We start from the raw sequence: 14,260 nt of genomic DNA on the forward strand, positions 1-14,260 counted from the left end.
TGCTCTTTAGATTAGATTTCTTTTTTCAAGTTCGTCTTGTAAAGGAATGATAGCTTTTTTTAAGATAATATTTTGAGTATTTACAAGATCATAGATATTTTCTATCAAAGATTCGTGAGCATAAAGCCAAGCAAAAAGTTTGTTTTGTTTTTCGCTTTCATTTGTAAAATTTTGAGTGTATAGAGGAGTTAGTAAACTTTCTTCGTGATATAAAGTAGGTCCTAAAATTTCATGTAAAAAATTATAGTGTTTTAAATCTAAACGAGTTTTAAATTTATCTAAATTTTTATTGATTTGATCTAGGGTGAGTTTAGATCCCCCTTTTTTTAATGAAGCTAATTGATTTTTAACTTTTTTGCATTCTTTTAAAAAAGTTTGAGTTAAGCTCATTTGTTTTTTGATATTTTTATAGGCTTTTAGCATTAATTTATCTCTTTGATTTTTTGAAAGTTTAGGAATTTTAGCAAAAGGCTTTTTTAGATCTTTTTTAGGTAGAGTTTTGCATATTTCTTCAAACGATTTTTCTATAGCTCCTTCTATCCTAGCTCCTCCTTCAGTGCAATTATAAGTTTTTATTGTTTCTTTATTTTTCTTTATACTATTTTCAAAAATTTCTCTAAATATAGTCCAAATTTCAGAGCTTTGAACTATTCCTTCTCCTCCATAAGCTATAGTTGTGTATTTATCAAAATCCCTTTGATGATGTCCATCGTGGAGTTCTTCATGGACAAAGCCTTTTGAATGAGAGCTCCCATCTTTTGCATAAGCTAGATCTTGTCCTATTAAAATGATATTTTTATAGTTTAAATTGATAGCTAGTTCATAGTTCATGTGGGCTACGCTTAATCCACCACCTATATATCCAAATTCTTTAAGGTCTATTGAGCTAGCAAAAGGTAAAAATCTTGTTGCTAAGATATAGGATCTTTTGTTTTTTTCAAGATAAGAAAGGGTTTTTTTATGCACTAAAGAAGCTACTATAAAAATAATATCTTTATCAAAATTACCAAAATCATTATTAAAACATTCAGCTACTATTTCATCACGTTCCATCATGCAAACATAATCAGGTTTTATATCATGTTTTGCTAGTATAGCATAAGCACTATCAGCACAAAAAATAGTTGCTTTGTTTGCATACTGTTTAAGTAAAGGAAGCTGTTTTTCAAGACTAGGTCCTGTAGAAACTATGATGGCTACATTTTCATTTTTAGTATTTTTTCTTTTTTGAAGTAAGGTTTGATAGCTTGGATGAGAGATCATTTTTGGGATATTTCTTACAAACTGTTCTATACCTTGCATAGCATCTTTTGGGTCAGTTCCATGTCTTAAGCTTATGTTTTTAATAGCTTTTAAATTTAAAGTATTGACCTTTAATATATCTTCTTTGTAGTTTTTTTTATAAAAATTAGAATGTAAATGCAAATTGTAAGTTTTAAAAAAACGATTAATTTCCTTTAAAGAAAATATACTATCTGCTTTAGTATAGCTCATATAAGATGTGTAGATTAAGATCAACCTTCCTTTTCTTAAATCTTCACTAAAGTCTAGTAAATTTAAAACTATAAAAATAATTTCAATTTCTTTTTCAAAAATAACTATTCTTTTGTGATTTTCATTTCGAAGTAAGGCTTTGTATAAAATTCCATTTCCAAGACCGTAAAAAAATAAAGCTGGATATCTTTTATAATCTTTGAAAAATTCAATGTTTTCCTCTAGCTCTTTTAAAGGATTTTTATAAATGGTTTTTAGATTTCTTTTTTGAATGATATTGATATCTAAATTATCTTTACCAAAAGTATAAGAAAATTCTCTGAGTTCTTTTATTTGAACTAATTTTTCTTTAAGTTTATCATATTCTTTACCGTCCATAGCTTTTATGTTTTTATCAAAAATTTCATTTTGCATTTTTTATTTTCCTTTTGTATTTTTCTAAATTTCTTTGAGCTAATTCATTTTCTAAAGGAGTGATATTTTCTATCAAAGCTTTTTCTTGAGCTTTGATATGTTCATAAACCATATCAAAAAATTCTATATGTTCTTTTACCCATAGTAAAGATTTGTTATAAGAATCTTCTAAAGTTTTTGGATTTAAAACATAAATCCTTGCCAAATTAAGTTCAAATTGAGTTAAAAGAGGACCTAAAATTTCATAAAAATCTAGCATATTTTTTCCATCTTCAAGTTTAGTTTTGATTTTATCGATTTCTTGTATGAGATAATCAAGTATTTTTTTACCTTCATTTAAATTTGAGATTAAACTAAGATTTGAAAAACTTTCTAAGATGTGGTTATAAGATTTTAAAAGTTCATCTGAAAAATCTTTGCAATGTTTTATACTTTTATAAATTTTATAATAACTTTTTAATAATAATTCATCTTGTTTATCTTTGCTTAAAGCTTCTACTTTAGGAAAAGGTTTTTTAAGATCTTCTTTAAGTAAAGTTTCACAAATTTCTTTAAAAGGTTTTTCTATAGTCCCTTCTATCCTAGCTCCACCTTCAGTACAGTTGTAAGTAGTACAAAGCTTTAGTTTTTTTGTTTGAAAGATGTGTTTTTCTAAGGTATGACGAAATACATTCCACATTTCTTTAGTATAAACCATCTTTTTGCCACCATAAGCTAGAGTTTTTAAATGGTAGGTGATTTTATTTTTATCTACAGCATCATAATTTCCATAAATATGTTCACTTGGATGAGAGCTTCCATCTTCTGCATAAGCAAGATCTTGTCCTATGAAGATAATATTTTTATGTTTTAAAAGCATAGCTAGTCCATAAGCTATATTAGCTACGCTATGTCCTTCTACTAATTCTCCAAATTGTTTAAGTTTTAAATAATATACAAATTTAGATCCTCTGTAAGATAATAAAAAATTTCTATTATTGCTTTTCAAATTTTTTATGGTTTGAGGATGAGTTAAATGAGTTGTGATAAATAAAATATCTTTATCAAAATCACCAAAATCATTATCAAAAAATTTAGAGGTTGATAAAATTCTTTCTAAAGATAAAACATAATCAGGCTTTATGCCATGTTTTGCTAAAATAGGATATGAGGCGTCAGCTGCTATGATGGTTGCTTTATTTGTGTATTTTTTCAAAATAGGAAGTTGTTTAGCAAGAGAAGGTCCTGTTGAAACAATGATAGCAGTATCACTAAGATTTGCTCTTTTTTTGAGCAAATCTTGATAAGGTATGCGGGTTAGCATGATGGGAAGATTGTTAATACATTGTTCAATCCCTTGCATAGCATCTTTTGGAAGATTACCGTGTGTTAATATAACATTTTTGAAATTTTTCATAAGATTGTTATTTAAATTTAATATTTCTTCTTGATCTTTTTCATAATAATTGCTACTAAGCTCTAAAAAATAAGTTCTTGAAAATTGAAAAAAAGGATTAGAAGAACACAAATCATAATAATCTTGAAATTCTAAAGAATTAATATCAAGAATTAAAAGCCTATTTTCTTTTAATTCTTGTGAAAAATCTATAAGATGAAGCATAATCTTAATAATTTCTAATTCTTTTTCAAAAACAACTATATGTTGACGGTTTTTATTTTGAAGTAAGGTTTTTAATAAAATTCCATTTCCAAAACCATAAAAATAAAGCACAGGATATAAAAGATATTTTTCATTATAAGTTTTTAAGATAACATCAAGTTCTTTTATCGCATCTTGATAAAGAAAAGTATGATTTTGGATATCTTTTAGGTTGATATCTAAGTTATCATTACCTAAAATAAGCTCATAATGAGTGATTGATAATTCTTTTAATTTTTCTTTTAAGGTAGGATTATTTAGTGAATCTAGATTTTTATTAAAAAGTATAGTTTGATTTGTATTGAATTTCATAAGCCTCCTTTTTTATTTTGCTAAAATATCGTCATTTTTGTATTTTTTTAAAGCTTCTTTTATGATTTGGTTTTGAGTATTTAAATACTCAAAGCTTTGTAGCCACCATGTTTTTTGACTGGTTAAAAAGTCTTTAATTTTTTCGTTTTGTTCTAGATCATTTAAAACTTCGTAATGAACAATTTCGCATTCATTATGATAATATATAGCTTGAGTGAGCTCATTGAAAAGTTTTAATCTTTTAAGATCCTTAAAAAAAATTAAAAGGTTTTGCTTAATTTTTATTAGAGCTTGTAAATTAAGTTGAGATTTACTAAGTTCAAAGTCAAGTTTTTTTAGTTCATTTTGACATTTTTTTATAAATTTTTCACTTTGTTCGACATTTTTAATTAGCAGTTTTTGAGTTTGTAAAAATTTATTTTTTGTCTCATTGTTTTCTAAAATTTTAGGTTTGTCAAAAGGTTTTTCAAGATCTTCTTTAAGTAAGGTTTCGCACACTTCTTTAAAAGGTTTTTCTATAGTCCCTTCTATCCTAGCACCCCCTTGGGTGCAGTTATAGGTGTTGATTTTTAATTTTTCTTTTGCCCAAAAAATATCTTTTTCAAATGCTTGTCGGAACAAGTTCCAAGTGAGTTGAGTTCTTACTTGTTTTTCTCCTCCATAAGCAAGAGTATAAACTTCACCGCGTATTTTTTCTCCTTTATTTCCATAGATATGTTCACTTGGATGAGAGCTTCCATCTTCTGCATAGGCTAAGTCTTGTCCTATTAAAATGATATTTTCATGTCTTAAACTTGCAGCTAGTTCATAAGCCATATTAGCAACACTTGCTCCAACTCCAATATAACCAAATTCTTTAAGATTTAAAGATACAGCAAAGTGCAAAGGACGATGTGCTAACATATATTCTCTATTATTTCTTTCAAGAAATTCAATAACTTCTTTATGAACCACTGAAGCTAAGATAAACAAAATTCCTTTATCAAATTCTTTAAAATTATTATCAAAACACTTAGATACTATATCGTCTCTTTCTAACATGCAAACATAATCAGGTTTTATATCATGTTTAGCTAAAATAGGATAAGCACTATCAGCACAAAAAATAGTGGCTTTATTTGCATACTTTTTTAGTAAAGGCAATTGTTTGATAAGAGAAGGTCCTGTTGAAACAATGATAGCATTTTTAACTTTTTGTTTTCTTGCTTTTAGGAAATTTTGAAAAATACCATGGTTTAAAAGTTTAGGAAGATTATTAAGCATGTGTTTGATGCCGATGATAGAATCATAAGGATCATTTCCTTTAGCTAAAACAATAAAACGAATATTTTCAATAAGTTTTTTATTAAGTTCTTGTATCTGATGAGTATAGAATTTAAGATAAAAATCACTATGTATAAAAAGATTAAAAATTTTCACACTTTTTTGTATGTGTTCGTACATAAAAAGTGTCGTAAGTTGTGCAGTAGTGATATTTGGAGTATGAAAAAGTATTAATTTTTCATCTTTTAACTCTTTAGTGAAATCAAAAAGATGTAAAGCTAGAGCTAAAATTTCTAGCTCATCTTCAAAAACGATGATGTGTTTATGGTTTTTATTTTCACATAAGGCTTTATAAAACATACCATTTCCAAAACCGTAGAAAAATAATACAGGATATTTTTTATATTTATTTTTAAAAAGGGTTAAATTTTCTAAAAACTCTTGATTAGGATTTTTATAAAGCGAAACATCATCTTTTGTAAAATTCATTCCGTTTTCATTTTGTAGTATTTTAAAATCATTTTTTTCTAAAGCACGCAATTTATAGGCTAAGATTTGATCAACTTCAAATAAAGCTTGAGTATTTTTTAAAAAAAGATTTTGATTCATCTAAAATCACTTTCTTTTAAAGCATCACCAAATTCTATATCTTTAGTAGCTTTTTTACCTAGAATTTCTTGATAAAATTTAGGATGTAGCCCAAAAGAAGGACGCACAGATTTTATATTTTCTTCACTAAAAATTTCATTTTTTTTAATATTTTTACTTGCGTATAAGCTTCTAGCAAAAACACGGTTTTTAAGAGCTTTTTCATCTAAGTCTAACTTCCCATCACCTAAGGCACTTTCGGCCTGTCTTACTGCATCTACCATAGCTTTAAATTCATCAAAATCAAGACTAAATTTGCTGTCTTCACTTTCTATGCTTTTATCTAACATAAAATGCTTTTCTATCACTCTAGCTCCAAGTGCTACTGCTATTACAGGAGCTAAAGAGCCAAAGCTGTGATCGCTTAGTCCCACTTCAACATTAAATTTTTCTTTTAAACTTACTATGCCTTTTAAATTCATATCTTCTATGGCAGCAGGATAAGCTGAAGTGCATTTTAAAAAAATCAAATCAGGATTTTTTTCTTCTTTGAAAATTTCGCAGATTCTAAAAAGCTCTTCCTCTGCAGCAATGCCTGTTGAAACGATAGTAGGTTTTTTTTCTTTGGCGATTAAACGCACAAAATTTTCATCATTGGCTTCAAAAGAAGCGATTTTATAGGCTATAGGATCAAAGCGTTTAAGAAACTCTACATCTTCTTTAGCAAAAGGACTTGAAAAACAAAGTATGCCTTCATTTTGCGCAGTTTCAAAGATTTGAGAATGCCATTCATAAGGAGTTTTTGCGCTTTCGTAAAGTTCATAAAGCTTTCTTTTATCCCAAAGTCCACCTTTGATGATAAAATCTTCTTTATCGCTATTTAGAGTAAGACTATCAGGTGTATAGGTTTGGATTTTTATCGCATCAGCTCCCGCTTTTTTGGCGGCTTTTATGCTTTTAAGTGCCATCTCAAGACTTCCTGCGTGATTGGCGCTAAGTTCAGCGATGATAAAAACTTTTTTATCGGTATTAAAATTTCCTATTTGCATGTTTTAATTCCTAAAATATTATAAAAATTAAACTAAATATCGGTAAAATTATACAATTTTTTATTTAAGGGTTGGATTTGTGTGAAATAGAAAAACTTCTTTCTTTTAAATTTAATCATGAAAATCTCCTCTATACAGGATCTGGAACGAGTGCTTTGTATTTGATTTTTTCTTATTTAAAAAAACAAGGAAAAAGTAAAATTGCTATTCCTTCTCTCGTGTGTCCTCAGGTTTCTTGTGCAGCATTTAAAGCTGGATGTGAACTTGTTTTTATCGATGTTTCTTTATGTAATTATACTTTAGATTATGAAAGTTGTGTTGCTTTATATACAAAATATTCTTATGATGCTTTAGTTTTGGTTCATCTTTATGGACATTTTTGTGATGAGAGAATTTGGAAGTTTTGTTTAGAAAATGATATTTTTATTATAGAAGATTGTGCGCAAACTTATAAGATAGATTTTAGGGCTCATGCAAGTATTTTAAGTTTTGGTCATACTAAATTTTTGGAAAATAATTCATGGGGGGGGGTAATTTTTGTTTACTCTAAAGAAATTTTACAGGATTTATATATAATGAATGAGCACTTAGAATGCAAGGATTTTAAAATATTTTTTGAAGAATATAGGCAAAAATATTATGCTTTGGATTCTAAAGATTTACATTATTTTTCTAAGCTAAAATCTTTGCTTTTGGATTATACTTTGATTTTTAAAGCACAAAATTATGGAAATTTAAAAACTAAACTTAATAATCTAGAAATGATTTGTAAAAATCGTAGAGAAAAAATGCAAATTTATCAAGAAAATTTAGTGCATCGAGATATTATTCATCCTAAATTAAGCCATAACTGTATTTCTTGGCGTTATACTTTTAGATATTTAGGAGATAGGGAAAAACTGCTTGAAAGATTGCGTTTATTGAGAATTGATTGTTCTTCTTGGTATATTCCTTCTCATCAGATTTTTCAAAGTAAGATTTTAAAAAATGCTGAAATTTTATCTCATCAATTGATCAATTTATGGCTTGATGAAAAAATAAGCAAGAAAGAAATTTTTAAAAATGTCGATATAATTATGCAAAATTTGTAAAAAAGGTAAAATATGATTCAACAAAAATGGCACGAATTGCATGCAGATAAAAGGCATCAACCGCGTTACCCTAGCAATGATTTAGTAAGTTTTGTTTTTAGAAATTTTAAATCAGGAGATAAAATTTTAGATTTAGGGTGTGGTGCAGGAAGGCATGTTAAATTTTTAGCAGAAAATGGCTTTAAAGCTTTTGGAGTGGATTACTCAGAAAATGGAATTAAAGCCGCTCAAGAGCTTTTAAAAACATACAATCTTCAAGCAGATTTAAAAGTTTCAAGTGTAGATGATATTCCTTATGAAGATGAAAGTTTTGATGGTTTACTTTGTTATGGAGTGCTTTATTACAATTCTAAAGAGGTGATAGAAAAAGCAGCTAAAGAAATTTATAGAGTCCTTAAAAAAGGTTCTATGGCCTATGTTGCTGTAAGAAATATGGATGATTATCGTTATAAAAATAATGAGAAAAAGTCAAAATATGAAGTTATTATTCAAGAAAGTGATAAGAATAGATCTGCAAGCTGTGAAGATGGCATGCAAATGTATTTTTTTGATAAAGATGAAGTACAAAGGATTTTTAAAGATTTTAAAAATATAGAGATTAATCTTTTAAAAACAAGTTATGCAAATGATAGTTTTGCTGATGAAAGCTTTTTGATAATCTTGAAAAAATAAGGTTTATTTTGATGAATTTAGATGAGAGATTAAAAAAAAGACAAAGAAATGAAGTAAAAAGTATGTACATAATAGAGTATTTTTATAGAATTATTCTTGCGCGTAGATATTTGCCATTTTTGGCCAAGATAAATATACATCCTATTGCTATTACTGCACTAAATACTATTATTTTTCCTATTACTTTATATTTTTTATATTTTGAGTATTTTTTAGTGAGTGCAATTTTAATTCAAATATATGCTTTAATTGATCATACGGATGGTATGCTTGCACGGTATACAAATAAGCAAACTTATATAGGTTCAAGACTCGATCGTTTTAATGATAATGTATTTTTTAATGCAATTTTTATTTTTATAGCATTAGGTGCTAATTTATCTTTATATCTAGCTTTTATGACTATAATTTGTATGAATATTCATAATGCACTTGGAATGTTTTATTTTTCAAAAAAACTTAGGTCTTTAAAGAAAATTAGAAGATTTGGAATTAAAAAATGGTTTCTTGATAGAAATTTTATTTTAGGTATAGATTGTTCTTTAATGTTGACCTTGGTTAGCTTATTTTTAATTATTGATGAAGTATTTTTATTGTTTTATGTTGTATCGTTTTTATATTTATTGGATGTTATATATCGTTTTATAGAATTAAAAAGGAATCAAAATTTAGATTTTAAGGAGAAATGCAATGGGAGAAATTAAAGCAGAATCTACTTCAGCAGGAAGAGTTGTAAATAATTCAAAAAAAGATATTGATGCAATTTTTGTAAAGTATTATGGGCAAAAATGGTTAGATTATAGAAAAAAATGGTCAGATGCGTCTAAGCAGATTTTGAATGATTTTCCTTTATTTGTTCGTTTTGAAAATCAATTTAAATGTAATGCCAGATGTATTATGTGTGTTCATGGTCATGCAGACTTAAGGAATGATTATTATTATAATGGATATTTGCCAATTGAAACTTTTAAAAGACTTGTTGATGAATGTGATACATATAAATGTCCTTCTGTTGGTATGTCTCAGACTAATGAACCGCTTTTAGATCCTGATATTATAGAAAGAATTTGTTATGTTAGCAAAAAAGACAGCATAATGGATATTCATTTTAATACCAACGCTTCACTTCTAGATGAAGAAATGAGTAAAAAATTGCTTGATACTAAGATTACAAGAATGAATTTTAGTATCGATGCTTTTACGGAGGAAACTTATAAAAAAATTAGGTTAGGATTAAACTTTAAAAATGTTGTTAGAAATATAGAGAATTTTTTAAATCTTAAAGCTAAAATGGGTCAAGAGTTGCCTATTGTAAGAGTAAGTTTTCTTTTACAAGAAAAAAATAAACATGAACTTGAAGACTTTAAAAATTATTGGGTAGATAAAGTTGATTATGTTTCCGTTCAGCGTTATGTTCCAATTTCTCCATTTGATGATGAAAGAAGTATCGCTATTTCAGATGCTCCTATAGCAGGTAAACAGTGCTGTTCTTATCCTTTTGAATCTCTATTTATTCATGGAGATGGGCTTGTAGTTCCTTGCGCAAGTCATCGTGCTAAACATATTGCTGTAGGCAATATTAATACAGATAATATTTATAATATATGGCATTCTCAAGCTATGGAAGATTTGAGAGAGGCACATAGAAATGGTGATTTAAGTAAAACAAAATTATGTGATACGTGTTTATTCAAAGGATAATCAAAATGAACAAAAAGTTAGTTTATGTACCTATGGCTGCAGATATTATTCATCCAGGTCATTTAAATATAATTAAAGAGGCTCAAAAGCTCGGTTATGTTATGGTAGGTTTATTTTCAGATCAAGCTATTGCAAGTTATAAAAGAGTACCTTTTATGAATTTTGAACAGCGCAAACAACTTATAGAATCTATAAAAGGTGTTGATGAAGTTGTTATTCAAAACGAAAAAGATTATGACAATAATTTATTAAAATATAAACCGGATTTTATGGTTCATGGTAGTGATTGGAATGAAGGTCCATTAAATTCTTCAAGAAAAAAAGCTATTGATTTAATGAAAACTTGGGGAGGAGAGGTTATAGAACCGCAATATACTCCAAATATTTCTTCTACAAAACTTAATAAAGATTTAAAGCAATTTGGAATTTTACCTCAAAATAGATTAGGTTCTTTAAGAAAATGTATGAATGCTAAAAGTCTTATAAGGGGTATAGAATCACATAGTGGAATTAGTGCATTAGCTATTGAAAATACATTTTATAAAGATGAAAATGGGATTAATCAAGAGTTTGATTTTTTATGGCTTAGTTCATTAACTGATTCGAGCTCTAAAGGAAAACCTGATATAGAATTTGTAGATTTAACTTCAAGAATAGCTACAGTCAATGATATTTTAGAGGTATCAACAAAACCAATAATTTATGATGGTGATACAGGATCTCAAATTCCACATTTTACATTTATGGTAAAACGATTAGAAAGGCTTGGTGTAAGTGCAGTGGTTATTGAGGATAAAATTGGCTTAAAGAAAAACTCTCTTTGCGAAGGTAATGATATAAAACATACTCAAGATTCTATTGAAAATTTTTGTTTAAAAATTCAAGCTGGAAAAAAGGCACAACTTAGTGAAGAATTTATGATTATTGCAAGAATTGAAAGTCTTATTTTAAATCAAGGTATGAATGATGCAATTTCAAGAGCTAGAGCTTATATTGATGCTGGAGCTGATGGTATTATGATTCATTCTCGAAAAAAAGATGGATGCGAAATTATAGAATTTTGCAAAAAATATAATACTTTTAAAGATAGAAAACCATTGATGGTTGTTCCTACAAATTATCCATCACTTGGCGAAAAGAAGTTGCAAGAAGCTGGAGTTAATATTGTAGTATATGCCAATCAATTATTAAGATCTGCATATACAGCAATGCAAAATACTGCTTTGTCTATTCTTAAAAATAAAAGTTCGGTTGAAGCGGATAAAGATTATATTTCTGCTTTGGATTTAATTAATTTAATTAAAGGCAATGAATGATTGATTCTGAAAAATTTGCTTCATTTTTACAGGATCGTTTTTCTTTTATAGCTGGTGTTCCAGATAGTCTTTTAAAATACATAAATCAGGCGTTGGAAGAAAAATTCAGAGAAAATTTTCATATTTGCGCTAATGAAGGACAAGCTGTAGCGTTTGGAGTTGCTTATAATTTAGCTACATCGAAAATACCTTTGATATATATGCAAAATTCAGGTATAGGTCATGCTTTAAACCCACTTTTATCTCTTGCAGATAAGACGGTGTATCAAATTCCTTTAATTTTATTTATAGGATTAAGAGGAGGAGTAGACGATGAGCCCCAGCATTTAAAACATGGGGAAATAAGTGAAAAAATTTTAAAGATTTGCAGTATAAAAACTTTGTATTTATCTCAGAATATTACTACCGCAAAAAAACAAATAAATAAGGCAATTGAACAAAGTTTTAACGATAAAAAAATTATTGCTTTTTTGATCAAAAAAAATACTTTTAGCAAATACTCTAACAATGATATAAAAAATAACAATTTTACTATTCTTAGAGAGGAAGCTATTGCTTTAATTCAGGATATTTTTCAAGATTCAAAATTTGTTACTACGACAGGCATGATTTCGAGAGAATGTTATGAACTAAGAAAAAATAAAAATCAAACACATGAAAATGATTTTTTGGTAGTAGGTTCTATGGGGCATGCTAATTCTTTAGCTTTTATTTTATCTAGATATAGTAAAAAACGTATTGTTTGTTTGGATGGAGATGGAGCATTAATTATGCATATGGGTGGAATTTTAAATTTTAAAGGTGCTAGTTTTTTGCATATTGTTTTTAATAATGAAATGCATGATAGTGTTGGAGGGCAAAGAACTCATATATCGAATACAAATTTAAAAAAAATGTTAAAAATTTGCGGGTATGATTATAGTTATTCTGTCGCCACAATTACACAACTTAAAAGAATACTCAAGAATATTAAAAAGCAAAAAGGTTTGATATTTTTAGAAATAAAAGTTAAACGTCAGACGCGTGATAACTTAGGTCGTCCTAAAAATTTATTACATTTAAAGGAGATTTTTTGTCGGGAGTTTTAGTTTATATTACGGGATTAAGTGGAAGTGGTAAAACAACTTTGGCAAAAGAATTACAAAAAGAATTAATACTGCAAAATATTTATCCCATATTACTAGATGGCGATGAATTGAGAGCTTGTATAAATAATGCTAATTATGATATTAAGAATCGCATGGAAATGGCAATGTTTTATGTAAAAATTGCCAAAATGTTATACAATCAAGGTTTTATAGTGATTTTATCCACAATTTCTATGTTTGATTCGATAAGGGAATTTAATAGAAATTGTTTTCAAAATTATTTGGAAATTTTTTTAGATGTTTCTTTTGAAATAAGAAAAAAAAGAGATAGTAAAAATTTTTTTAAAAATAAGATGGAAAACATGGCAGGTATTGATCAAATTTTAGAATTACCTAAAAAAAGTCATATTGTTTTAAAAGATGACTTTGATATTAATAATGCAAAAATATTAATTATAAATAAAATATTAAATTTTGTTTAGTAAAAATACATTTATATCTTCATTTAATTTCATTTTAATATAATAATAACCCTTAGAATCCATCAGCGATGAAGAATAATCAAAATTTTTTACATTATTAAAATGAATTTTTTCTTTAATAATAAATTCAGGGCATAGTGATTTTATTTTTTTATAAAATAAATAATCTTCTTTGGTAAAAATCATTTTAACTAGACAAAAATTTTCAGCTTTTGTATTTACTTTTTTCAATTCTTTTTTTAAAGAACTTTGAATTAAGAGTTGTAAATAATCAATTTCGTATGAATTTTTAACTAATACATCTCTCCAGCCTCCCATTCTACTTGCAATTTCTATGATTTTGACTGTATTGTCATGAAGTTTAATTTCTATATGACAAGCTCCAAAACAAATATTAAAAGCATCGAGTGTTTTAAGAATAGCTGTTTTTATATTTTTTTCTTCATTTGAAGAAATTCTTGCAGGAACGAGTTGTTGTGTCTCTAAAAAATCATTTGCAAATTCACCTTCTCTTAAATATTCTTCTGTGATAGCTATAATTTGATGTTTACCGTGTGAACTAATAGTTTCTACGCTAAATTGCCTACCTTTTAAAACTTCTTCGGCTAAAACGATTTTATTGTAAGAAAGTTCTTTAGCTTTATAAAAGTATTTTTTTAAATTTTCTTTATCAAATACTTTTACAACTCCTCTTCCAGCACTTCTGTCACTTGGTTTTATAACAACAGGGAATTTGATAATTTGTTCTAAATCTTTTTCATCTTTGAGTATAAAATATTTAGCATGGTTAATATTATTTTTTTCAAATATTTTTTTCATTAAGCTTTTATCTGTGGTATTTTTAGCACATTCATAAGAATTAGTTCCAAGATCAAGCTTTTCTCCAATGTAGCATGCTGTTAAATTTCCAAGTTCTGTGGCTGCTGTAGCAATACCTACTATATTAAATTTGATAGCTAATTCCAGAATTTTTTCTTTATCAGCAATAGAAATAGGATGAAAATAATCTGCTAAGTTTTTACAAAAACAATTTTCATTGTAGTCAAAAACATGAGTGATAAAATCTTTTTTTGCATGTAACACTAAATCTGCTTGTAAATCACCACCACCAATAATAAAAAAATGTTTGTTTTTCATAGATTCTCCTAGTA

General features: G+C 27.2%; 12 protein-coding genes. 7 read left to right on the plus strand and 5 right to left on the minus strand.

The window, feature by feature from the left end; genetic code table 11:
* Window positions 1-6: 6 nt before the first annotated feature.
* The 4 genes from ACOTU8_RS00115 to pseI are packed head-to-tail and all read right to left on the minus strand — an operon-like array spanning window position 7 to window position 6,759.
* Window positions 7-1,908 (minus strand): motility associated factor glycosyltransferase family protein, encoded by a 1,902-nt coding sequence (locus ACOTU8_RS00115; RefSeq protein WP_422341255.1) that lies wholly within the window; start codon window positions 1,906-1,908, stop codon window positions 7-9.
* Complete coding sequence (locus ACOTU8_RS00120; protein WP_422341256.1) at window positions 1,898-3,859, minus strand: motility associated factor glycosyltransferase family protein; 1,962 nt, start codon at window positions 3,857-3,859, stop codon at window positions 1,898-1,900. The genes ACOTU8_RS00115 and ACOTU8_RS00120 overlap by 11 nt, the downstream gene beginning before the upstream one ends.
* 12 nt (window positions 3,860-3,871) lie before the next feature.
* Entirely contained in the window at window positions 3,872-5,731 is a 1,860-nt protein-coding gene (locus tag ACOTU8_RS00125) for a motility associated factor glycosyltransferase family protein (RefSeq protein WP_422341257.1), read from the minus strand.
* Complete coding sequence (pseI, locus tag ACOTU8_RS00130) at window positions 5,728-6,759, minus strand: pseudaminic acid synthase (RefSeq protein WP_422341258.1); 1,032 nt, start codon at window positions 6,757-6,759, stop codon at window positions 5,728-5,730. Before pseI ends, ACOTU8_RS00125 begins: the two co-directional genes overlap by 4 nt.
* A 77-nt stretch (window positions 6,760-6,836) precedes the next feature.
* Here pseI and ACOTU8_RS00135 point away from each other — a divergent pair, with 77 nt between their 5' ends.
* Genes ACOTU8_RS00135 through ACOTU8_RS00165 form a run of 7 tightly spaced genes read left to right on the plus strand, consistent with a single transcriptional unit; the run spans window position 6,837 to window position 13,109 of the window.
* The gene (locus ACOTU8_RS00135) at window positions 6,837-7,850 is read left to right on the plus strand and encodes a DegT/DnrJ/EryC1/StrS family aminotransferase (RefSeq protein ID WP_422341259.1); all 1,014 of its coding nucleotides are present in this window, start codon (window positions 6,837-6,839) and stop codon (window positions 7,848-7,850) included.
* A gap of 12 nt (window positions 7,851-7,862) precedes the next feature.
* Complete coding sequence (locus ACOTU8_RS00140) at window positions 7,863-8,522, plus strand: class I SAM-dependent methyltransferase (RefSeq protein ID WP_422341260.1); 660 nt, start codon at window positions 7,863-7,865, stop codon at window positions 8,520-8,522.
* 11 nt (window positions 8,523-8,533) lie between these two features.
* Window positions 8,534-9,226, plus strand: a complete 693-nt coding sequence (locus ACOTU8_RS00145) for a CDP-alcohol phosphatidyltransferase family protein (RefSeq protein WP_422341261.1) — start codon at window positions 8,534-8,536, stop codon at window positions 9,224-9,226.
* On the plus strand, window positions 9,213-10,223 hold the full coding sequence (locus tag ACOTU8_RS00150) for a radical SAM/SPASM domain-containing protein (RefSeq protein WP_422341262.1): 1,011 nt from the start codon (window positions 9,213-9,215) through the stop codon (window positions 10,221-10,223). Before ACOTU8_RS00145 ends, ACOTU8_RS00150 begins: the two co-directional genes overlap by 14 nt.
* A 5-nt stretch (window positions 10,224-10,228) precedes the next feature.
* Complete coding sequence (gene aepX / locus ACOTU8_RS00155; RefSeq protein ID WP_422341263.1) at window positions 10,229-11,539, plus strand: phosphoenolpyruvate mutase; 1,311 nt, start codon at window positions 10,229-10,231, stop codon at window positions 11,537-11,539.
* On the plus strand, window positions 11,536-12,627 hold the full coding sequence (gene aepY / locus ACOTU8_RS00160) for a phosphonopyruvate decarboxylase (protein WP_422341264.1): 1,092 nt from the start codon (window positions 11,536-11,538) through the stop codon (window positions 12,625-12,627). Before aepX ends, aepY begins: the two co-directional genes overlap by 4 nt.
* Window positions 12,612-13,109 carry an adenylyl-sulfate kinase gene (locus tag ACOTU8_RS00165; protein WP_070248374.1) on the plus strand — a complete coding sequence of 166 codons (498 nt, stop codon included), beginning with the start codon at window positions 12,612-12,614 and terminating at the stop codon, window positions 13,107-13,109. The genes aepY and ACOTU8_RS00165 overlap by 16 nt, the downstream gene beginning before the upstream one ends.
* On the opposite strand, the gene ACOTU8_RS00170 is transcribed toward ACOTU8_RS00165, so the two are convergent.
* Window positions 13,095-14,246, minus strand: a complete 1,152-nt coding sequence (locus ACOTU8_RS00170) for an ATP-grasp domain-containing protein (protein ID WP_422341265.1) — start codon at window positions 14,244-14,246, stop codon at window positions 13,095-13,097. The genes ACOTU8_RS00165 and ACOTU8_RS00170 overlap by 15 nt on opposite strands.
* Between the last annotated feature and the right edge of the window lie 14 nt (window positions 14,247-14,260).

Origin of the sequence: Campylobacter jejuni, assembly GCF_049221745.1 — a bacterium.
GTDB lineage: Bacteria > Campylobacterota > Campylobacteria > Campylobacterales > Campylobacteraceae > Campylobacter_D > Campylobacter_D jejuni_E.